The organism is Bradyrhizobium sp. URHD0069, assembly GCF_000701345.1.
Lineage (GTDB): Bacteria > Pseudomonadota > Alphaproteobacteria > Rhizobiales > Xanthobacteraceae > Bradyrhizobium.
Genome location: NZ_JNIJ01000008.1, coordinates 225,122 through 246,746 on the forward strand (window position 1 = coordinate 225,122; position 21,625 = coordinate 246,746).

Sequence of the window (21,625 nt, forward strand, 5' to 3'; positions counted from 1 at the left end):
CTGCATGCTGTCGCGCACCGCTGAAAATCTCTACTGGCTCGCCCGCTATGTCGAACGCGCGGAATATCTCGCGCGCACCATCGAGGCGACGCTGCGCGTCACCGCGCTGCCGAACACTTATATCGGCAAGACCAATGAGTGGGACTCGGCGCTTCTGACCGCGGGTGTCAGCGCCAGCTTCTATGGGGTCTACGACGAAGCCAACGAGCACAACGTTGTCGATTATCTGTCGTTCTCTCCCGCCAATCCGTCCTCGATCCGCAACTGTATCGAAAATGCGCGGCTGAACTCGCGCTCGGTCCGAACCGCGCTGACCGGTGAGATGTGGGACACCATCAACAGCGCCTGGATCGACCTTCAGGAAGTCTGGGGCAAGGGCACCAAGACCCGCGAAGATCTGACGAAGTTTTTGCGGTTCGTGCTGGAAACCTCACTGCGCTTCGACGGGTCGGCCTACCGGACCATGCTGCGCAACGATGCCTATTGGTTCTCGCGGCTTGGGCTGCATCTCGAGCGCGCCGACAACACTGCCCGCATTCTCGACGTGAAGTATCACGTGCTGTTGCCCGAGGAGGAGCACGTCGGCGGGCCGCTCGACTACTATCAATGGACCTCGATCCTGCGCTCGGTCTCGGCGCTGACCGCCTACCACTGGGTCTACCGCGAAACGCTTAAACCCTGGCTGATCGCCGATCTCTTGATCCTGAACGATTCGCTGCCGCGTTCGCTGGCGAGCTGCTACGGCAACCTGGTGCGCAATCTCGACCAGATCGGCGTCGCCTATGGCCGCCAGGGCGCCGCGCAGCGCCATGCCCGCGGCGTTCGCAATCGCCTCGAACACAGCCACATGGACGATATCTTCCAGCATGGCGTGCATGAGTTCATCCAGGAATTCATTGCGGATAACTCAAGGCTTGGCGAAATCATTACCAAGCAATATCTGGTTTAAGGGATTCGAGACCATGACGATCAAATACCGTCATGGCCGGCCTTGTCCCGGGCATGACGATCTTTTGCCTTGCCTGCGTAATCTGAACTCTAGCTCCGTCCCGGTATGTCATGCGCCTGCGAATTGCCCATTCCACCAGCTATCACTACGACCCGCCGGCCACCGGCGTTATTCAAATTCTGCGGATGACGCCCGGCAGCCATGACGGACAGTATGTCGCCGAGTGGCAGGTCGACGTCTCCACCGACTCGCGGCTCGACGTGCACCAGGATGCGTTTGGCAATGTCACGCATGTGCTGACCCACGGCCCGATTGCCGAGCTCACCATCAATATCGACGGCCTGATCGAGACCCACGATACCGGCGGCGTGCTGAGGGGCACCGATGAACGCTTTCCGCCGAGCCTGTTCCTGCGCTCGACGTCGTTGACCGAGGTCAACCCGGCGATGGCGACATTTTCGCGCGAGCTGCGCTCGGAATCGGAAGACGACGTGCTCGGATTTCTGCATGCGCTGATGATGCAGATTAACGAGCACATGACGTTCGACGAAGATCCCACCAACAGCGGGACCTCGGCGGTGGAAGCTTTCGGGTTGAAGCGCGGGGTGTGCCAGGACTACGCGCATATCTTTATCGCCTGCGCACGCTCAGGCGGTGTGCCCGCCCGCTTCGTTGCCGGACACTTCCTGCGTTCCGACGGAATGGTCAACCAGCAGGCCGGCCACGCCTGGGCGGAGGCGTTCGTGCCGGACCTCGGCTGGGTCGGGTTCGATCCGGCCAACGGCATATGCACCACCGACGCGCACGCCCGCGTCGCCATCGGCCTCGATTACCTCGGCGCGGCGCCGGTGCGCGGCACCCGTTATGGCGGCGGCATGGAAACCCTGTCGGTGGCGGTCAGGGTCGAGCAGGCCGGACGGCAGATTCAGTCGCAGTCGTGACTGCCCATCATCATCCGCTTTTTCATGCGCCGCCCGCTGGATTTGACGGAAAAATTGCCTGTCCGGTCGAAATCGGCGGCGCTGCTGCCAAAACGCCCGAGCCTCGGCGGCTATGCCCGAATGGGGTTGGAGCCGCTGTCGAAATTGGCTAGTAATTCCGCGCCGCCTGCTGAGTTCGAGGACCGGGAATGACCTATTGCTGCGGAGTGTTGGTGCGGGACGGGCTGGTCATGATCGCTGACACGCGGACCAATGCCGGTCTCGACAATGTCTCGACCTTTCGCAAACTCCATGTCTTCAGCAAGCCGGGCGAGCGCATCATGGCGGTCGCGACCGCCGGCAATCTGGCGATCAGCCAGTCGGTGCTGTCGACCCTGACCGAAGGGCTTGAAGATCCGCACACCGGCGACATCGAAACACTGTTGAATGCGCCGACGATGTTTCAGGCGGCGCAGCGCATCGGCCGGGCGATCCGTGCGGTGCACGCCACCGAAGGCGTCGCGCTACAGTCCGAGGACATCAATTTCGACGTGTCGTTCCTGTTCGGCGGCCAAATCAAGGGCTCGCGAATGCGGCTGTTCATGGTCTACCCGGCCGGCAACTTCATCGAATGCACCACCGACACTCCCTATTTGCAGATCGGCGAGCACAAATACGGCAAGCCGGTGCTCGACCGCGCCATGCATTACGACGTCGAACTGTACGAAGCGCTCAAGACCGGCCTGATCTCCATGGACTCGACGATGCGTTCCAATCTCGGCGTCGGTCTGCCGATCGACGTGCTGGTGGTGCGCTCCGACGTCTGCGACGCCGACCTCAATCACCGCATCGAAGCGGGCGAGCCGTACTTTCACGATCTGCGGTCCCGCTGGTCGGCGGCGCTGCGCGCGGCGCACCAGAATATTCCAAGACCACCCTACAAGACCGAAACAGAACCAAAAACCTAAAGGTAAGGAAACAAATGGCCGAGGCAGGAAACAGAATAGCAGCGGTAACCGGGGCAGGCACCGGCGTCGGACGCGCGGCATCGCTGGCGCTGATGAACGCCGGATTTACCGTGGTGCTCGCCGGGCGGCGCATCGACAAGCTGGAAGAGACCAAAAAGCTCGGAGAGCATTTCGGCAAGAGCCTTGCCGTTTCCGCCGACATGGCCGATCCCAGTTCGATCGCCGCACTATTCGCCAAGGTAATGGACGTCTATGGCCGGCTCGATGTTCTCTTCAACAACGCCGGCATGGGCGCGCCGCCGGTGCCGTTTGAGGATTTGAGCCTGGCGCAATGGCAGGCGGTGGTCGCCACCAATCTCACCGCACCGTTTCTGTGCACCCAGCACGCGTTCCGGATCATGAAGGACCAGACCCCGCGCGGCGGCCGCATCATCAACAACGGCTCGATCTCGGCGCACGCGCCGCGGCCGTTCTCCTCGGCCTACACCTCCACCAAACACGCCATTACCGGCCTGACCAAAGCGACCAACCTCGACGGCCGCGCCTACGACATCGCGGTCGGACAGATCGACATCGGCAACGCCGCAACCCCGATGACGGACCGCATGGTCGATGGCGTGCTGCAGCCCGACGGCCGCAAGATCCCCGAGCCGCGCATGGACGCCAAGGCAGTAGGTGACGCGGTCGCCTATATGGCCAACCTGCCGCTCGACGCCAACGTGCTGTTCATGACGGTGATGGCGAGCAAAATGCCGTTCGTCGGACGGGGGTAAGTCAGCGCCTGGCGCAGCACCGTCATTGCGAGTCCAACGGGTCGCGCGAATGCGCGCCCGATGACAGGCTCCGCGAAGCAATCCAGAAGGCTGCAAAGCAAGACTGGATTGCTTTGTCCGCTGCGCTCCTCGCAATGACGCCCGGACTATTTCGCGCTCTGAGGACGAACCACAGCATTGCGCTTTCAGGCGCGCCGCGATCATAATCGCCCCGGGCTCGGGGGGATCATGCTTCAACTGCAATCGGCGTTTGGCGTGTTCGCGTTGCTGGCGATCGCATGGGTATTCAGCGAAAACCGCCGCGCGGTCTCGCTGAGGCAGGCTGCTGTTGGACTTTTCGTCACGATCCTGACCGCTGTCGCGCTATCTAAGCTTACCTTCGTCGCGCATGCGTTTGGTGTGATCAACGACGCCGTCGGCGCAATTTCGTCGGCCTCGCGCGCGGGCACCTCTTTCGTCTTCGGCTATCTCGGCGGCGGCGCGCTGCCGTTTGACGTCAAGGCACCCGGCGCGGATTTCATCCTGGCGTTTCAGGCGCTGCCCATCGTACTGGTCATGAGCGTACTCACCACACTGTTGTTCTACTGGCGCATTCTGCCGCCTGTGGTGCGCGGCATGGCGTGGCTATTGGAGCGCACCCTCGGTGTCGGCGGCGCGGTCGGGCTGTCCACCGCCGCGAATATCTTTCTCGGCATGGTAGAAGCGCCGTTGTTCATCCGCCCCTACCTCGCGCAGCTGACGCGCAGCGAATTGTTCCTGGTGATGACCGGCGGCATGGCGGGAATCGCCGGCACCGTGCTGGTGCTCTACGCCACGTTGCTGGCGCCGCTGATCCCGGATGCGGCTGCGCATTTCGTCATTGCGTCGGTGCTCGGCGCGCCTGCGGCGATTCTGATCAGCCTGATCATGGTGCCCGAGATCAGCGACAGGCGCACCGGCGGCGCGCTTGGCGATCCCCGGGTCGCGCTTGGCGATCCCCGGGTCGCGCTTGGCGATCCCGATATGCACGCCTCCTCTACCATGGATGCGATCGTCAAAGGCACGGTCGCCGGCCTCGAACTCTTGCTCAATATCGTCGCGATGCTGCTCGTGCTGGTGGCGCTGGTGTATCTCGTCAACGCGATCCTCGGACTGCTGCCGAATGTCGGTGGCGCCGGAATCTCGCTGCAGCGGATGCTCGGTTACGCGATGGCACCGGTGTGCTGGCTGATGGGGCTGCCCTGGCCGCAGGCGGTCACGGCAGGCAGCCTGATGGGGATCAAGACCGTGCTGAACGAATTGGTCGCCTATGTCGATTTATCGAAGCTCGGTCCCGATGCGCTCGATTCCCGCTCACGGCTGATCATGCTGTATGCAATGTCCGGCTTTGCCAATTTCGCCAGCCTCGGCATCATGATCGGCGGCCTCGGCACCATGGCGCCCGAGCGCCGCAACGAGATCAATTCGCTTGGACTGAAATCGATCGCCTCGGGCACGCTGACGACCTGCCTGATGGGCGCGATCGTCGGAGTGTTGAATTGATTTTTATTCCGCGCGACGCGTCTTCGACGCGCCCTGGAATGACGTTAGCTCGCGAGTTCGACGGTCTTGAACTCCGCCGGCAGGATGACTTCCAGCAATTCGACGTCGTCGGAATAGTCGCGGATCAGATGCTTGATGCGGGGCGGCTGGGTCCAGCAGCTGCCCTCTTTCATCAGTGTTTCGCCCTGCCCTTCCATGTAGGTTTTGACCCAGCCTTTCAGGACATAGACCATCTGAAATTCGACGTCGTGGAAGTGCAGTTTTGATACCTCCGCCGGATTGCACGGCCCGATCAGCCGGATCACATGTGCTTGGGCCAGGCCGTGGGTCGCATCCGCAATGCCGAGATCGCGGTATTGCGCGTAGGCGCGCAAGCCGTCGGCCTTAAAATCCTCGTCGCGATGATGGCTGATAGCAATGCGCTGCTTCGGACGCGGGCGCGGTTTCGCGGCCGGCAGCCCGCGCGCCTTGGTGTTGCGATCTTTGGCCTTGATCGTTTTTCGCGCCGCGGATTTGGCGGCGGGCTTCCGCGCCGGCGATTTTTTCTGCGCGGCGGTTTTAGCCGCGGCCCGCGATGTCGGCTTCTGCTTGGCCATCGGTACTCTCCCCTTCGGTTTATACGGAGAGGATAGCACAGCTCGAAGTGCGCAGGGTGGGCAAAGCGCAGCGCTCCCACCAGCGCGCGTCATTGTTGCATCAACAGGTGGGCGCGGCGAGAAGAGCGGCTTTGCGCACCCCTACAAATCAGTGCAACCTGAACTCGCCGTCGACGGCGCGCAGCTCGGCAGGCTTGATCAGCTTGGAGTGCGCCACGGTGACGGCGAACAGCGGGCCCTCGAGCTTCTGTTGCCAGAACGAGAGAAAATTTTTCAACGCCGGGAAATTCGGAAACAGGTCGTAATTTTGCCAGACGTAAGTTTGCAAAAGCGAGGGATGATCCGGCATCCGATACAGAATTTGCGCCGTCGTTAGCCCGTAACCCAGCACCTGTTTCCGGAAATCCTCGGAAACACCAACCCGCGAGACCATGCCAACCTCCATTGCTGGAGCGCATTTTCCGAAGTGGCCGCCGACCGGGAGAGCCACCCGGTGGAGATGCGCTCACATGAGAGAAATGTGACGCACGATACCAACCCATCACAAGCCTAAATGTTTAATGATCTGTTGAAATTTGCTGCGTTAGCAGCAGCTTACCGCAGGTGCTAATACGGGCCTTCGTCGCCGGCCGGCCGAATTAATGATGACCAAGGATTTTGGCAGGCACCCTATTTGAGTGCCAAGTTTTCTGCTAAAGGCCTTGCCCACGGGACAAAGTTGGCTTATGTCCACCTCACCTGAGCTAGCACTCGCTAGCACGGACTGCCAATTTTCCAAAACTCTGCAACATCTTCAAAAGCTTAGGAGGACTGCATGAAATTCCGTCCGCTTCACGACCGCGTTGTGGTCAAGCGTATCGATGCCGAAGAAAAGACAGCTGGCGGCATCATCATTCCGGACACTGCCAAGGAAAAGCCCTCGCAGGGCGAAATCACCGCGGTCGGTCCGGGCGGCCGTGACGAATCCGGCAAGCTGATCCCGATCGACCTCAAGGTCGGTGATCGCGTGCTGTTCGGCAAATGGTCGGGCACCGAGGTCAAGATCGATGGCCAAGAGCTGCTGATCATGAAGGAGAGCGACATCATGGGCGTTCTCACCGACGTTCCCGCCGCCAAGAAGAAAGCCGCTTAGGCCGCTGCAGTCCGTTCCCTCATCCTGAGGAGCCGGCGCAGCCGGCGTCTCGAAGGACGAGGCAAGCTAACCCCTCTCATCCTTCGAGACGCGCGCTCAAGGGCGGCTCCCCCGGGGATGAGGACCCAGTTTCAAACGGAGACCATAATGTCAGCCAAAGAAGTCAAATTCGGCGTCGAGGCCCGCGACCGCATGCTGCGCGGCGTCGATATCCTCAACAACGCGGTGAAGGTGACGCTCGGTCCGAAGGGCCGCAACGTCGTGCTCGACAAATCGTTCGGCGCACCCCGCATCACCAAGGACGGCGTCACCGTCGCCAAGGAAATCGAGCTTGAAGACAAGTTCGAGAATATGGGCGCACAGATGGTGCGCGAAGTCGCGTCCAAGGCGGCCGACGCTGCCGGCGACGGCACCACCACCGCGACCGTGCTGGCCGCGGCCATCGTGCGGGAAGGCGCCAAGTCAGTTGCCGCCGGCATGAACCCGATGGATCTGAAGCGCGGTATCGACATGGCGGTGGAAGCCGTGGTTGCCGACCTCGTGAAGAACTCCAAGAAGGTCACCTCGAACGAGGAAATCGCCCAGGTCGGCACCATCTCGGCCAACGGCGACGCGGAAATCGGCAAGTTCCTTGCCGACGCCATGAAGAAGGTCGGCAACGAGGGCGTCATCACGGTTGAGGAAGCCAAGTCGCTCGAGACCGAACTCGACGTCGTCGAAGGCATGCAGTTCGACCGTGGCTACATCTCGCCCTACTTCGTCACCAACGCCGACAAGATGCGCGTTGAAATGGACGATGCCTACATCCTGATCAACGAGAAGAAGCTTTCCAGCCTGAACGAATTGCTTCCGCTCCTGGAAGCCGTAGTACAGACCGGCAAGCCGCTCATCATCATCGCGGAAGACGTCGAAGGCGAGGCTCTTGCCACGCTCGTCGTGAACCGTCTGCGCGGCGGCCTCAAGGTTGCCGCTGTCAAGGCTCCCGGCTTCGGCGATCGCCGCAAGGCGATGCTGCAGGACATCGCAGTTCTGACCGGCGGTCAGGCGATCTCGGAAGATCTCGGCATCAAGCTCGAGAACGTCACGTTGCAGATGCTCGGCCGCGCCAAGAAGGTGATGATCGACAAGGAGAACACCACCATCGTCAACGGCGCCGGCAAGAAGGCCGACATCGAAGCACGCGTGGCGCAGATCAAGGCGCAGATCGAGGAAACCACCTCGGACTACGACCGAGAGAAACTGCAGGAGCGGCTGGCCAAGCTCGCGGGCGGCGTCGCGGTGATCCGCGTCGGCGGCGCGACCGAAGTCGAGGTGAAGGAGCGCAAGGATCGCGTTGATGACGCGATGCATGCAACCCGTGCGGCGGTCGAAGAAGGCATCGTGCCGGGCGGCGGCGTCGCCCTGCTGCGTGCCTCCGAACACCTCAAGGGAATTCGCACCAAGAACGACGACCAGAAGACCGGTGTCGAGATCGTGCGCAAGGCGCTGTCCGCGCCGGCCCGCCAGATCGCGATCAATGCCGGTGAAGATGGTTCCGTGATCGTCGGCAAGATCCTTGAAAAGGATCAATATAACTACGGATTCGACTCGCAGACCGGCGAATACGTCAACCTGATCGCGAAGGGCATTATCGACCCGACCAAGGTGGTTCGTGTGGCAATCCAGAACGCAGCCTCGGTTGCCGCGTTGCTGATCACCACCGAAGCCATGGTGGCCGAGGTGCCGAAGAAGAATGCCGGCGGCGGTGGCGGCATGCCTCCGGGCGGCGGCATGGGCGGCATGGATTTCTGATCCACGCCTCTCAGGCGATATCAAGAATGCAAAACCCCGGCAGCGATGCCGGGGTTTTTGTTTTGGACAAGTTCGCGAGTACCAACGACCGCCCCGCTCACTCCACCCTTGCCACAACCGCGAGCCGCTTGATCCCCTGATGGCGGTAGGCGTCCAGGAATGCGTAGTAGTCCTTGAACGACACGCAGCCGTTGGAGTCGCCGTTCGGGCCGAGCATGTAGGTGTGCGCGAGAAGGCCGCTGCGGCCGAAGATCTTGTCCTCACCGCCGATCGGAGTGAGCCGCAGCGCCGGCACGCCGTGGAACAGCGCCTCGCGCGGTGACAGCTCGTAGATGTGCGGCGGGGTCACGCCCTGCATCCGCACATGCGCAAAACGCACGTCATCGAGCTTGGCGCCGAGTCCCGAATGCGCCTCCAGCACGGTGCCGTCCGGCAGGTAAACCTTGCGCGCCGCAATGTCGTAGACGGCGGTAGAGCGATCGTAAGGCGCCGATCCCCCGAGCATCGGGTTCTGCTCCCTTGGCAGGCTGCCGGTCACGCTGACATCGGCGGAGGCGTATGACAGCAACGATCCGTGCGACGGTTCCTTGCCCCACAGTTTTTCGACCATGTTGGGCTTCCCACCGGAAGCGATCGACATGATGGCCGCCTTGGCGCGCTGCGCCATGTCCTTGACGGAAGCGCCCGCGTCCCTCGCCCGCTTGGCATCGGCAGGGTCCGTCGCCGGCGCGAGTGACGCAACTTTGGTAGCTGCCGGCTGCGGCGCGATCTGTTTCGGCTTCGGCGCTTCGACCGGCGCAGACTGCGAAGCGTGTTTCGGCGCGTCAGCCGGCTTTCGACCTTCGACGGGCGGTGACGATGAAGCGAATTTTGGCGCTTCGGGTTGCGACCGCGGTTCGACGGATTGCGGTGATGCCGCGCCAAAGCGGTCGTTGAAGTCGAGCGGTGACATCGACGCGACCGTGAGCGGCGGCGAAATCACGGGAGCCGGTTCGGGAAGTGCGTCAAGAGCATTGGTGGTGACCGGCGCCGGCTTTACGGCTGCAACGACGGATGACCGAACTACGGGGGCATCAAAGTTTCCGCCGGCCATGGTCGGATAGATGCTGGCGCCGAAAACATGGGCATGCAGATTCCAGGCGCAGCCCAGCACCAGGCAGGCGACCGCGGCACTTCCCAAAACATGGTTAGGAAAGGCTTTACGGGATGAACGTCGGGGATGTTGTGACGCAAATTTGCCGGACGCACTGATACTGGTACTCATTCGCCTTGCATCTAGACAGGTTCCACCTAGTTCCTTTCAGGCCGCGTTCGACTGCAATTTTCCAGCAGATCTGCGAACGCTGACCTGTGCGCGATGTTTTTTCGGAAATCCCCGAAAAATATCTCGCAGAGGCGCGGAGCGTCATTAAGGCGACTTTTAGTTAAATGCGGATTAAGTGCGGGCGGATGTTGGGCACGTCGAACGCGGGGCCGGTTCCGAACTCAAATCAACCTCCTCTGCCGTGATTGCGGTCCAGCGGCGGCGTTAATGGCGCGCGCGAATGTGCGCCCGATGAGCGGCTCGGCGAAGCAATCCAGCAACAGCGAGCAAGCACTGGATTGCTTCGTCGCAAGTGTTCGTCGCAAACGACGAAGTAACATTCAGAGGGCGTCAGTAACTCAGCGTCGGATACCAGTCCGTGCCTCGCCCCTCCGGCGTCACATCCAGAATGGTCCAGAGCGGCATCAGGTCGGGCGCGCCGCGCGGGTCCTGTCCGGGATCGGCTGACGCACCATTCATCTCGCCGCCCCAGAAGTGCCTGATTTTCCCGTCCCGCCGCGTGAACACGTTGAACGCAGCGTCATCGCCGCCGTCCTTGGTCAGCGCATGATAATCGCGGCTGAATTCGCCCGAGAGGTCCGAGAACAACGGCAGATAATGCCAGCCGCGCTCCCGCTTGAAGGCTACAAGCCGTTCGATCGGCGACCGCGCCACCACCGCGAGCGCGACGCGCTGCTGAATGTCCGGCACCTCGCCGTCCCACGCGCTGAGTAACGACGTGCACATCGGGCACGGCCGCTCGCGCTGCGGCCCGAACATGTAGCTGTAGATCACCAGCGTCTGCTTGTCGCCGAACAGATCGGCGAAAGACGCAAGCCCGTTCTCGCCGACGAAAGCATAATTCTTCTTGACCTCGCCGCCGGGCGGCAGCGCGCGGCGCTGTTCGGCGACGCGTTCGATGTGACGGCGAAGTTCGATCTCTTCAGCCAGCAGCGCTTCGCGGGCGCGGCGATATTCGGCGCTCTCGTTAGGAAAGCGAACATTGCTTGCGCGCGCGAGCTCGGCGGCGGGTTTCAACGTGGAACTGGTTGCGGATTTCACGGGGGAACTGCTCATAGCCTGCCTCGCTTTCGATGGGTCTTCGGTGAAAGACGTTCGGCCAGGCTTTGATCCGACACGAGGCTGAAATTTTTTCGACGCGCCTACATTTTTAAACGCGCCTATAATTGACCCGTCATACTCCGCGAAAGCGGGGTATCCAGTACGCCGCGGCCTCTCGATTCCATCGCTAGCTCCTCTGGAGTACTGGGTCGCTCGGTCAAGCCGGGCGATGACGCTGTATATGGCCGCTTCGCCGCCCTACTCCAGTTCCGGCGGCGGGGAGCGATCGAGCACGTCGCCGTTTGGCCCCTTGAGCAGATCGATCGCGTAGGTTTCGATCGTAAGCGGGCCGCGCTTGCGCGTGAGCTCAGCGACCGTTTCCACCCGCCCAAACATTTCCGTCAGGTTAGGCCGGCCACCGGGCTGCCGCACCTCGTCAACATAGAGCAGCTTGCCCGCAAGCAGCGCTGGATCCGGCTCGGGCATATTGATCCAGCGGATGCGCTGGTTCTGCTGCAGCACGCAGGTGCCCTTGGGCAGGTAGAAAGCGAGCCAGCCAGTGGTGCCGTAATCCGGCGCCAGCAAGCAAGCGGCACCGACGCGCATACGGACCGCCTCGATCTCGCCGGCAAGCTCGCGCCAGCCGACGCCGACGCTGCGCACGGTAGGGTCGCGACGATAGGCTGACAACACGCCGGTGTTGGCCTGCACGATCAGTAACGCAAACATCAAAATTCCTGTTGGCGCGGCCCAGCGCAGGCAAAAATCGACGACCCGCTGCTGGCGCGTGTCCCATCGCGTGAGATCGGCGGCAACCGCGGCCGCAATCGCGAATGCCGGATAAACCGGCGCAAACCAATTCGCCTCGACGCGCGCGTGCAGCGAATGCCAGATGAAATACACGACGATCGTCCAGAACGTCGCATTGATCAGCGCGCGCGCGTCCGATGCGCCGACATTGCGCTTAACTAGCGCGTAAAGTCCCATGGCGCCCAGGATGAACACTAACGGCGTTGCGAACGCGATCTGGGTCGGGATCAATTCGCCAATGAACGCCAGACGGAAATCTTCGATGCGAGCGCGGCCGATCTGCTTGATGAAGGACACCCAGTGGTGTTCGGCATTCCAGAGGATGACCGGCGAGAATATCGCCAGCGCTACAAGGCTTCCGAGATACGGCCAGGGCGAGACCAGCCAGCGCCGCAATTTTGGAACGCTTGCCAGCCAGATCAGGATCGCCGGGCCGAAAAACAGCGCGGTATATTTCGACAGTAACGCCGTGCCGACCGCGGCGCCGACCGCAAGCCACCACGCGCCCCGCCCGGTTTCCAAAACTTTCGCCAGAAAAAACAAAATAAAGCTGGAGGCCACCAGCAGCGGAGCATCCGGCGTGACGATCAGGGTACCGACCGCCGCCATCAAGGTGACATTCAGGAGAATGGTTGCGGTCGCCCCCACCCGTGGCCCGCCAAACAGTATGGTGGCGGTGCGATAAACCGCCCAACTCATCGGCAGCGCCAGCAATATCGACACCAGCCGTACGCCCAACTCCGTATCGCCGGCAATCATGGTGCCGAGACGAATCACGATGGCGACGCCAGGCGGATGATCGTAGTAACCACCGGCAAGATGCTTCGACCACATCCAGTAATAGGCTTCGTCGAACGTCAGCGGCGTCCATGCGGCGGCGACCAGCCGTACCGCCACCAGCGCCAGGATTGTGACCGCTGTGTTGCGGACCAGCCGCACATCGCCCGCAGTCATGGAACATTCATCGCTTGCGCCAGACGAACAGTCCGGACATCGCGTAATTCCATACCACGCCCATCAGCGCGCCGGCGGCACCGGCCAGCCACCAGATCGGCTCCTGATCGTAGACCGAGAACGCGACGCCCACATTGGCGACCAGCCCAACGCTGCACACCAGGTAAAACAACAACAGCCCGCGGAGGATCGCAACACCCTTCAGCCGCTGGTCGCGATAGGTGAGAAAATTGTTCAGGATGAAATTGCTGGTCATGGCCAGGAACGCGCCGGAGGCTTGCGCGTGCGGGAACGGCACATTGAACAGTTCGAGCGCGACGAACAGCGCGGCGAGATGGACGAACAGACCGGTCGATCCGACCAGCGCAAACAGCAGGAAGCGCAGCGACACCGTGTCGTTGGTCAGCTTCGCCAGCACCAGGCCGAGGAAATCCAATGCCACCATGGAGTCGAGCTTGCTCTCGCCATGCAGTCGCGAGCCGAAGGTGTAGGGAATTTCCTTCACGCGTAGCTCGCCGCGCGCGGTGGCGACGACATCGAGCAGGATCTTGAAGCCTTGAGTGGAGAGTTGCGGCGCCAGTTGCTCGAAGCGATCCCTGCGGATCATGAAGAAGCCGCTCATGGGATCGGCGACCTTGACCCGCAGCACGCGCTGGGCCAGTTCAGTGGCGAGCGCGCTGGCGTCGGCCCGCTGCTTGTTAAAGCTGTCGGCGCTGCCGCCTTCGACATAGCGGCTGCCGATAACCAGATCGGCCTCACCAGCTTCGAGCAGCGCCAGCATCCTGGGCAGTTGCGTCTCATCGTGCTGCAGGTCGGCATCGATCACGGCGGCGCACGGCGCACTCGATGCCAGGATGCCCTCGATGCAGGCGCCGGAAAGCCCTCGCCGGCCGATGCGTCGGACGCAACGGACGCGGGAATCCTGCCGCGCCAGCGCCCGCACCACGTCCCAGGTGCCGTCAGGGGAATTGTCGTCGACGAAGATGACTTCCCAGGCGACCCCTGCGAGCGTCGCCTCCAGCCGCCGAAACAGCGTAGTAACGTTGTCGCGCTCGTTGAAGGTGGGCACGATGACCGAAAGCTCAGGCGTCACAGCCGCCTGCGGCGGGCTTTCGGGGGACGGTCTGATGGCTTCATTCATGCGCCAGCGTATATCCGCAGCCTCAGGGGAAGCCAAGGCGCAGTTCTGCAGGGGGACGCGTGAAACGGGCCAAAACAGACCCAAAAATGCCAACGACCACGAACAACAGGCGCGCGTACATCCGGCGCAACCGAGCTATTCAGTGGTCGTCCCAGCGCCGGAGCTATGAAGCATCAACGTCGCCGTTAACACCAAGATAGGGATGATCGAGGCGTTTCGCAAGGGGGTTGCCAGCCGCGGGGCCAATCTATTGGGGCACCTCTCTCACCACCGGCCCCCTGACCGGCGGCGTCGCAGGAGCCGGTTGCGCCGGCGCTTCGATCTTTTCCTTCTGTTTTTGGGGCTTGCCCATTTGGCCGATTGGACCATAGGCAAACGCTATCGCCAGCACCAATACTGCGACAATCGCACCCAAAATGCCTCCCACCTTTTCCGAGTTCATTTTTGATATTCCCCGGTCGCTCTGATGAGTTGATACCATGGAAGTTTCGCATCGGAGGAATAGACCTGCAACAGGTGAGGTGAGAGATTGAAGCGTTTCGGGTAGCGAACTGGCCAATCTCGACTGATTTGATTAGGCTCGGCCCGAAACGCATTTACCACCTTCGCGACGAGATCAACCCGTGACCAAGCCTCTGAAGACCACCTCGAAGAACTCCGGCCACATCTATATCGGCGTCGGCGGCTGGACCTTTGCGCCGTGGCGCGGGGTGTTTTATCCGGAGAAGCTCACGCAGGCGAAAGAGCTGGAATACGCCGCGTCGAAACTGACCTCGATCGAGATCAACGGCACCTATTACGGCTCACAGAAGCCGGAGAGCTTTCGCAAATGGGCGCGCGAGGTGCCTGACGGTTTTGTGTTTTCGGTAAAAGGGCCGCGCTTCGCCACCAACCGCCGGGTGCTGGCGGAGGCCGGCGATTCCGTGAAGCGGTTTTACGATTCCGGCGTGCTGGAGCTCGGCGACCGCTTAGGTCCGGTGCTCTGGCAATTCGCGCCGACCAAGAAATTCGACGAAGCCGATTTCGGTGCATTCCTCGAATTGCTGCCGCGCAAGCTCGAGGGTCGGCCGCTGCGCCACGTAGTCGAAGTCCGCCACGCCAGTTTCTGCGTGCCCGATTTCGTGGCGCTGCTGCGGAAATTTGCAACGCCTGTCGTGTTCGCCGAGCACGGCAGCTACCCCGCGATCGCTGATGTCACCGGCGATTTTGTCTATGCGCGGCTGCAGAAGGGCAATGACGAGATCAAGACCTGCTATCCGCCGAAGCAACTCGATGCCTGGGCCAGACGGCTGCAACTGTGGGCCGGTGGCGGCGAGCCGGACGATTTGCCGCGCGTCGATCCGGCAAATGCAAAGAAAGCCCCGCGCGATGTGTTCGCCTATGTGATCCATGAGGGCAAGGTGCGCGCGCCGGCAGGCGCGATGGAATTGATCGAACGGCTGACATAAGCGGACAGCAAATGGCCAAAGCCAAAAAGCTCTTCACCATCGGCTACGAACAGACGCCGCCCAAGAAGGTGCTCGACGAATTGGAAAATGCCGGCGTAAAGCTATTGGTGGATGTGCGCGCCGTCGCGGCCTCGCGCCGCCCGGGTTTCTCCAAGAACCAGCTGGCGGCCGGGTTGGACGAGCGCGGCATTTCGTACTTGCATCTGCGCGGGCTGGGCACGCCGAAAGAGGGTCGCGAGGCCGCGCGCGGTGGCAAGTTCGACGCGTTACACAAGATCTATGCAGCGCATCTGAAGACGCCGCAAGCGAGGGAAGAACTCGACGAGCTGTCATCGCTGGTCAAGAAGTCCGGACCGGTGTGCATTCTCTGTTACGAGCGCAATCACCAGCAGTGCCATCGGCAATGGATCGCCGAGATCATCGAAGCGCGCGACGGAGTGAAGGTGGAAAATCTGGTCGCGCCACAGGCGTGATCTTTTTTCAGATTCGCACGCAAGTAATGTTGATATCCCTTCTTTTTCCGGACGCTCGCGGAACCAACGCGACGCTATCGATTTGAGGTATCGCCCTGCCTGCGGAGGATGCCATGCGTCTAGCCCTCGTCACGTTCTGTTTCGCCGTCTGCGCCTTAGCCGCGATGGCTCAAACCCAAGCCGAAGACAAGAAGCCTGGCGATTCCGAGCAAAGCACCGGGCGCACCGTATTGCCTGACGACAACAAGGGACAGTTGCAGCCGCAAGGCTGGACCGGACCGATTACCACCGGCACGGGCGGAACGCCGGAGGGAAGTCCGCAGGGACAGTCTCCGCCCAACATGCAGGCCGCTCCCGATGGTTCGTCAAAATCGATCGTGGATCCGAATCCGCAACCGAAGTGACGTCGGAGCCTCGTTGGATCAGTCTCCGGCGAGGCGAAACGTGCCTTCCATCATCTGCACGCAGCGGCCGCCGACATGGGCGGAGGCGATGACGCCGTTTTGTTTGCGGACGCGCGTCAGCAACAGGCTCGGCCGCCCCATATCGACACCCTGCCCGATACGCAGCTTCATGTCACCATCCCGTTCGCTCGCCAAATCGGCGAGCAGCGCTGCGGTGGCCGCGGTCGCGCTACCGGTTGCCGGGTCTTCGGAAAGGCCGCTCGATCCCGGGTGAAACATCCGCGCCTGCAGGTCGCACGGCGACTCGGCCGGCGCCACATCGCGCGTGTGGAGGTAGAGCGCATCGGCGCCGTCGCACGGAAACGTGCGGGCGAACACAGCGGCGTCCGGCTTGGCCCGCCGCAGCGCGTCGCGTGAGGCTAATTCCGCCACCAGAAACGGCAACCCCACAGAGACGATCTGCGGCGGATGCCGGTCGGCTCTGATGTCGGCAGATGACAGCGAAGCGCTGGCCGCCGCCTGCTCGATCGGAAACTGCGATAGCTTGGAAAGCGCTTGTGGAGCCGTAAGTTCGGCGCCCGTGACCCTGCCCTGCTCTTGTAGGACTTCGACCGGCACAAGTCCGCGCCCTCCTCGAAGAGGAAACGCGCCGGCGGCTTGGCCGCCAGGGTCGCCAGCACGAAAGCGGTTCCGACATTGGGATGGCCCGCGAACGGTATCTCGCTGTTCACGGTAAAAATCCGAACCTGCGCGTCATGCGCACTTTCGCGCGGCGCTAGTACGAAGGTGGTCTCCGAATAATTGAATTCGGAGGCAATGGCCTGCATCTGCGCGGTCGAGAGCCCGCCGGCGTCCAGCACCACCGCCAGCGGATTGCCGCCGAAGGCGCGGTCGGTAAAGACGTCCGCGGTGATATAGCGCCGCTGCATCCGATGTCTCCAATGGTTCGATCAGCCAGACATGGCGCGGACCGGTTGGTCAAGTGCGCGCGAGCCATACGAAATTTCTATCTGAGCCGCCACCCTGTCATCCGAGGCTCGCTCCCGTCCCGGAAATGAACAGTAGGCATGCTGCATCAATCGAGCGTGCGGCGGAATCGCGTCACGGCGATGGTCATCGCCAGCAGCATCAACACAACAAGCGCAATGGCATCGTATTGAATATTCTCCATCGTCGCACCCTTCAGCATGATGGCACGGACGATCCGCACGTAATGCGTCAGCGGCAGGCCTTCGCCGAGATATTGCGCCCATACCGGCATGCCCGCGAACGGGAACATGAAGCCGGACAGCAGAATGCTCGGCAGAAAGAACATCATGGACAGTTGCATCGCCTGCAGCTGGTTCTGCACGATGGTCGAGAAGGTGTAGCCGATCGAAAGATTGGTGGTGATGAACAGCGTCGACAGCAGCGCCAGCATCATCAGGCTGCCGCGCACCGGCACTCCGAACAGCAGCACGCCGATGCCGATGATCAGCGTAGCCTGGATGAAACCGACCAGCACGTAAGGAAGGATCTTGCCGAACATCACCTCGACCGGCTTGATCGGCATCGACAGCAGACTCTCCATGGTGCCGCGCTCGATCTCGCGCGTCACCGAAAGAGCTGTGAAGATAAGCATGGTCATGGTCAGGATGGTGCCGACCAGGCCGGGCACGATATTGAGCCGCGACGACGCCGCCGGGTTGTAGCGCGCATGGGCGCGGATCTCGAACGGCAGTGACGGCGGATCGCCGGTGCGCAGGTCGTGCTCCAGCGCGGTCTGCACCACGACGCCGAGCGTGGAGAGCGCGGAGCCTGCCGCCACCGGATCGGTCGCATCGGCTGCGACCAGCAGCGCCGGACGATCGCCGCGCCGCACCGCGCGTTCGAAGCCGCGCGGAATTTCCACGCCGAACAGCACCTTGCCCGATTGCAACAGATTGTCGAACTCCGCGACATCATGCACTTCCCGGGTGAAGCGGAAATAGGCGGTGTTTTCCAGCGCCTTCAGGATCGACCGCCCGAGGTCGCTATCCTCCTGCAACAGCACCGCGGTCGGCAGATTGCGCGGCGTGGTGTTGATGGCAAAGCCGAACAGCAACAGCTGCATGACCGGGATCATCACGATCATCGCGAACGACACGCGGTCGCGCCGCAGCTGGATGAATTCCTTTACTACCATCGCATAACTGCGCCGCCAGAAGCCGAACCTCGGTTCCCTGGTGTCGCGGCGTTGGTCGGGGGCGCTGACCATGCTCACTGGAAATTATCCTTCGAGCGGGTCATCAGTTCGATGAATACATCTTCCAGCGACGGCTCGCTGTGTTGCCAATGCAATCCGGGACGATCGCGATAAGGCGCAATGGAAGCCTCGAGCGCTTCCCTGTCGCGGCCGGACACATGCAGGCTGGTGCCGAATGGCGCCACCATGTCGACGCCCGGCTTGCCGGTGAGCTCGGCGGCGAGCTCATTGAGGTTGTCGCCGGTGACCGTGTAGGTCGACAGTGCCGATTTCGCGATCACATCGTCCACGGTGCCGTGCGCCAGCAAGTGTCCGTAGGCGATATAGGCGATCTCGTGGCAGCGTTCGGCCTCGTCCATGTAATGGGTGGAGACCAATACCGTTAGCCCTTCCGCCGCCAGCGCGTGGATCTCGTTCCAGAAATCCCGCCGCGCTTTCGGGTCGACGCCGGCGGTCGGCTCGTCGAGCAATAATAGTTTCGGGTTGGGCAAGGTGCAGGCGCCGAGCGCAAGGCGCTGCTTCCAGCCGCCGGAGAGTTCGCCGGCGAGCTGCTCCTCGCGGCCGCTTAAGCCCAGCCGCTTGATCATTTCGCGCGCAGCGCCCCGTGCATCGCGCGTGCCATAGAGCCTTGCGACGAACTCCAGATTTTCGCGCACCGACAAGTCCTGATAGAGACTAAACCGCTGCGTCATGTAGCCGACCCGGCGCTTGATCTTGTCGGCATCGCGGCGAATGTCGTAGCCCAGACACGTCCCCTCGCCGCTGTCGGGCGTCAGCAATCCGCAGAGCATGCGGATGGTGGTGGTCTTGCCGGAACCGTTGGGGCCGAGGAAGCCGTAGATGGTGCCGCGCTTCACCTGCATCGACAGGTCATGCACCACCTCGCGCCCGCCAAACGACTTGGTAAGGCCCTTGACGTCGATCGCGACGCCGGAAGCTGAGGCCGGCGCCGCGGTCATCGCTTGTCTGCCACCGGCGTCTTGGGGTTGAGGAACACGCTGATCGGCTGGCCGACACGCAAAGCATCGGGCCTGGAGGGCCGCGCCTGAATCAAGTACACGAGCTTGTTGCGCTCATCGAGGCTGTAGATCACCGGCGGGGTGTATTCGGCCGACGTCGCGATGAAGTAGATTTTCGCGTTGAGATCGGCGGCGCAATTGTCGCAGACGACGCGGACCTCGTCGCCGATCGCAAGCTTCGGCAAATCCGGCTCCGGCACGTAAAACCGCACCTTCATGTTGCCGGGGGGCATGATCGACAGCACCGGCCGCTGCGCCGGAACCATCTCGCCCTCGCGGAAATAAATCTGCTGAATGGTGCCGCTGACAGGCGCGAACCCGGTCCGCCGCGCCAGCCGCGTCTGCGAGGTGTTTATCCGCGCCTCCGCGACCCGCAGCGCCGAGACCGCCGCGTCGAGATTGGCCTGCGTGCCGGAGCCGGTCTTGCTCAGTGACGCGGCACGCTCATAGGTCTGCTGCGCGTTGGCAAGCGTTGCTTTGTTCTGGTTGAGGTCGGCCTGCTGCAGATCATCGTCCACGGAATACAGCGGCGCGCCGGGCCTCACCTCCTCGCCCTCGCGAACATTGAGTTTGGTCACGCGTCCGGGTTCATCCGGGCTGACGAAGATCATGTCGGCTTCGACCCAGCCCTGGTAACCGGGATCCCTGCGCTCGTCGCAGCCGGCGAGCGCTGCCGTCAGCGCCAGCGCCGCCAGTATTCGCAATGCCTTTCGCGACGAAGTCATGCCGTCCTCCGTTCGCCAAAGATCAGATCGAGGTGGACGCGAAGCATCTCGGCCACGTCGAGCGGCGCATGCCGGTTAAACAGGCCCTGCCAGATCACCGCGACGATCGCCGGCGCCACCACGATCTGCGGAAAGTGCGTCAGGGCTTCGCTCTTGATTTCGCCGCGTTTGATGCCGAGCTCGATCAGCGCCCGCATTCCGTCCATGCCGCGCGAAACCACTTCGCGATAGTAAAAGTCGGCGACGCTCGGAAACCTTGGGCCTTCGGCTACGATCAGGCGGACGATATCGCCGCGGCGCGTCGTCACCACCTCCTGCGCGAATGTCTGGGCAAATCGCTCAAGCGCCGATCGAACCGATCCGCCGGCTGGCGGCGGCGCGGCCAGCCGACCGATCAGCGGAACGAGCGCCGTGCGTATCAGTTCCTGGAACAGCGCCTCCTTGTCCGTGAAGTGCAGATAAATCGTGCCCTTGGCGACGCCGGCGCGTTTCGCCACATCATCGAGCCGCGTCGCGGCAAAGCCGCGCGCAATGAATTCATCCAGCGCCGCCTCGATGATGGCCTCGCGCCGTTCCGCCGCGCGCGCCGCGCGATTGGAGGGCGGCTTGGGCGAGGACGCTTTCGACGATGCCGGTTTTGACGCCTTGAGTGAGGCAGCCTTCTCCCCGCGCCGGCGATTGGCCGATTTCGACACCACTGAGGGCCTGGATCTTGACCGCGAGCTTGACATCAATCTAATATGACTGACCAGTCAGTCATTGTCAATCGCAGCCTGAGCGGGCCAGTTGTCGCATTTAGCTGTCTGGGGGATGGCCGGAAGAGCGATCGGCGAGCCGGACGAGCCGGCGCATTTTCTCTGATGCGATTTTCACAGCAGCCCGGACCCCATCGGTTTTGCACGTCATTGCGAGCCACCGGGTCTCGCCTTCGGCGAGCCCGACGACAGGCTCCGCGAAGCAATCCATTTCGCTGAAAAGAAAGAATGGATTGCTTCGTCGCTTCGCTCCTCGCAATGACGTCAAGAGTCGTCATACCCCGCGCATGCGGGGTATCCAGTACGCCGCGGCTTTTCGGTTCCATCACCAATGTCTCTGGAATACTGGATCGTCCGCTGGAGCCTGTCATCGGGCGGCGCTATGCGCCGACCCGGTGGCGGACGATGACGGGTGGGAGGGTCGCGATACGAGTCCGCGATCCCGCGGCGCGAGGCGCCCGAGTTGATGCAAAAATCTTTCGCCCAACAGAGGGCGTGGGGAATGCCGGGTGCACGGTGCACCCGCAGCCCGTGTGCAATGGTAGTAAGCACACGGTAGTCACCGCAGGTCACCGGAACACCCGGCATTCCCGCACGCAATGGTTTTAACGGCTTATATCGTGCTCTCCCCGGCGACGAATTCGTCTTGTCACCGTC

General features: G+C 62.2%; 21 protein-coding genes and 1 pseudogene. 10 read left to right on the forward strand and 12 right to left on the reverse strand.

What is annotated here, in order from left to right; all coding sequences use genetic code 11:
• The first annotated feature begins 4 nt into the window (after positions 1–4).
• From N554_RS0102850 to N554_RS0102875, 5 genes are all read left to right on the forward strand, one after another.
• Positions 5–949 carry an alpha-E domain-containing protein gene (locus N554_RS0102850; RefSeq protein WP_029582093.1) on the forward strand — a complete coding sequence of 315 codons (945 nt, stop codon included), beginning with the start codon at positions 5–7 and terminating at the stop codon, positions 947–949.
• A 110-nt stretch (positions 950–1,059) separates the two neighbouring features.
• A complete protein-coding gene (locus N554_RS0102855) occupies positions 1,060–1,890 on the forward strand; it encodes a transglutaminase family protein (protein WP_029582094.1) in 831 nt (276 codons plus the stop codon).
• Positions 1,891–2,078: 188 nt separating this feature from the next.
• Positions 2,079–2,837: a proteasome-type protease gene (locus N554_RS0102865; protein ID WP_029582095.1), complete on the forward strand. Its 759-nt coding sequence runs from the start codon at positions 2,079–2,081 to the stop codon at positions 2,835–2,837.
• A gap of 14 nt (positions 2,838–2,851) precedes the next feature.
• Positions 2,852–3,610 (forward strand): SDR family oxidoreductase, encoded by a 759-nt coding sequence (locus N554_RS0102870; RefSeq protein WP_029582096.1) that lies wholly within the window; start codon positions 2,852–2,854, stop codon positions 3,608–3,610.
• A 228-nt stretch (positions 3,611–3,838) separates the two neighbouring features.
• On the forward strand, positions 3,839–5,131 hold the full coding sequence (locus N554_RS0102875) for a NupC/NupG family nucleoside CNT transporter (protein WP_029582097.1): 1,293 nt from the start codon (positions 3,839–3,841) through the stop codon (positions 5,129–5,131).
• Positions 5,132–5,175: 44 nt separating this feature from the next.
• Here N554_RS0102875 and N554_RS0102880 read toward each other — a convergent pair whose 3' ends face one another.
• Positions 5,176–5,727 carry a cupin domain-containing protein gene (locus N554_RS0102880; RefSeq protein WP_029582098.1) on the reverse strand — a complete coding sequence of 184 codons (552 nt, stop codon included), beginning with the start codon at positions 5,725–5,727 and terminating at the stop codon, positions 5,176–5,178.
• 148 nt (positions 5,728–5,875) lie between these two features.
• Complete coding sequence (locus N554_RS0102885; protein WP_029582099.1) at positions 5,876–6,160, reverse strand: usg protein; 285 nt, start codon at positions 6,158–6,160, stop codon at positions 5,876–5,878.
• A 381-nt stretch (positions 6,161–6,541) separates the two neighbouring features.
• Here N554_RS0102885 and N554_RS0102890 point away from each other — a divergent pair, with 381 nt between their 5' ends.
• Complete coding sequence (locus N554_RS0102890) at positions 6,542–6,859, forward strand: co-chaperone GroES (RefSeq protein WP_029582100.1); 318 nt, start codon at positions 6,542–6,544, stop codon at positions 6,857–6,859.
• A 147-nt stretch (positions 6,860–7,006) separates the two neighbouring features.
• Entirely contained in the window at positions 7,007–8,650 is a 1,644-nt protein-coding gene (groL, locus tag N554_RS0102895; RefSeq protein ID WP_029582101.1) for a chaperonin GroEL, read from the forward strand.
• 97 nt (positions 8,651–8,747) lie between these two features.
• Here groL and N554_RS0102900 read toward each other — a convergent pair whose 3' ends face one another.
• The 5 genes from N554_RS0102900 to N554_RS0102920 form a co-directional block, all read right to left on the reverse strand.
• The gene (locus tag N554_RS0102900; protein ID WP_081851080.1) at positions 8,748–9,914 is read right to left on the reverse strand and encodes a DUF2778 domain-containing protein; all 1,167 of its coding nucleotides are present in this window, start codon (positions 9,912–9,914) and stop codon (positions 8,748–8,750) included.
• 390 nt (positions 9,915–10,304) lie between these two features.
• The gene (locus N554_RS0102905; RefSeq protein ID WP_051677272.1) at positions 10,305–11,030 is read right to left on the reverse strand and encodes a DUF899 family protein; all 726 of its coding nucleotides are present in this window, start codon (positions 11,028–11,030) and stop codon (positions 10,305–10,307) included.
• Between the two features lie 243 nt (positions 11,031–11,273).
• Positions 11,274–12,779, reverse strand: coding sequence for a glycosyltransferase family 39 protein (locus N554_RS0102910; RefSeq protein ID WP_029582104.1), 1,506 nt, complete (start codon positions 12,777–12,779; stop codon positions 11,274–11,276).
• 7 nt (positions 12,780–12,786) lie between these two features.
• Positions 12,787–13,920: a glycosyltransferase family 2 protein gene (locus N554_RS0102915; RefSeq protein WP_029582105.1), complete on the reverse strand. Its 1,134-nt coding sequence runs from the start codon at positions 13,918–13,920 to the stop codon at positions 12,787–12,789.
• A gap of 247 nt (positions 13,921–14,167) precedes the next feature.
• Positions 14,168–14,362: a hypothetical protein gene (locus N554_RS0102920; RefSeq protein WP_029582106.1), complete on the reverse strand. Its 195-nt coding sequence runs from the start codon at positions 14,360–14,362 to the stop codon at positions 14,168–14,170.
• Positions 14,363–14,543: 181 nt separating this feature from the next.
• Here N554_RS0102920 and N554_RS0102925 point away from each other — a divergent pair, with 181 nt between their 5' ends.
• The 3 genes from N554_RS0102925 to N554_RS0102935 all read left to right on the forward strand — a co-directional run bounded on the left by N554_RS0102925 (position 14,544) and on the right by N554_RS0102935 (position 16,245).
• Positions 14,544–15,368, forward strand: coding sequence for a DUF72 domain-containing protein (locus tag N554_RS0102925; protein ID WP_036052220.1), 825 nt, complete (start codon positions 14,544–14,546; stop codon positions 15,366–15,368).
• 11 nt (positions 15,369–15,379) lie between these two features.
• Positions 15,380–15,841 carry a DUF488 domain-containing protein gene (locus tag N554_RS0102930; RefSeq protein WP_029582108.1) on the forward strand — a complete coding sequence of 154 codons (462 nt, stop codon included), beginning with the start codon at positions 15,380–15,382 and terminating at the stop codon, positions 15,839–15,841.
• 113 nt (positions 15,842–15,954) lie between these two features.
• Positions 15,955–16,245 (forward strand): hypothetical protein, encoded by a 291-nt coding sequence (locus N554_RS0102935; protein WP_029582109.1) that lies wholly within the window; start codon positions 15,955–15,957, stop codon positions 16,243–16,245.
• Positions 16,246–16,263: 18 nt separating this feature from the next.
• On the opposite strand, the pseudogene N554_RS35310 reads toward N554_RS0102935, so the two are convergent.
• The 5 genes and pseudogenes from N554_RS35310 to N554_RS0102960 all read right to left on the reverse strand — a co-directional run bounded on the left by N554_RS35310 (position 16,264) and on the right by N554_RS0102960 (position 20,944).
• Positions 16,264–17,174: pseudogene (locus tag N554_RS35310) on the reverse strand (PhzF family phenazine biosynthesis protein).
• 146 nt (positions 17,175–17,320) lie between these two features.
• A complete protein-coding gene (locus tag N554_RS0102945) occupies positions 17,321–18,481 on the reverse strand; it encodes an ABC transporter permease (protein WP_156041750.1) in 1,161 nt (386 codons plus the stop codon).
• Between the two features lie 2 nt (positions 18,482–18,483).
• Positions 18,484–19,428, reverse strand: coding sequence for an ABC transporter ATP-binding protein (locus N554_RS0102950; RefSeq protein ID WP_029582111.1), 945 nt, complete (start codon positions 19,426–19,428; stop codon positions 18,484–18,486).
• A complete protein-coding gene (locus tag N554_RS0102955) occupies positions 19,425–20,213 on the reverse strand; it encodes an HlyD family secretion protein (RefSeq protein ID WP_029582112.1) in 789 nt (262 codons plus the stop codon). Before N554_RS0102955 ends, N554_RS0102950 begins: the two co-directional genes overlap by 4 nt.
• Positions 20,210–20,944, reverse strand: a complete 735-nt coding sequence (locus N554_RS0102960; protein ID WP_029582113.1) for a TetR/AcrR family transcriptional regulator — start codon at positions 20,942–20,944, stop codon at positions 20,210–20,212. The genes N554_RS0102955 and N554_RS0102960 overlap by 4 nt, the downstream gene beginning before the upstream one ends.
• Between the last annotated feature and the right edge of the window lie 681 nt (positions 20,945–21,625).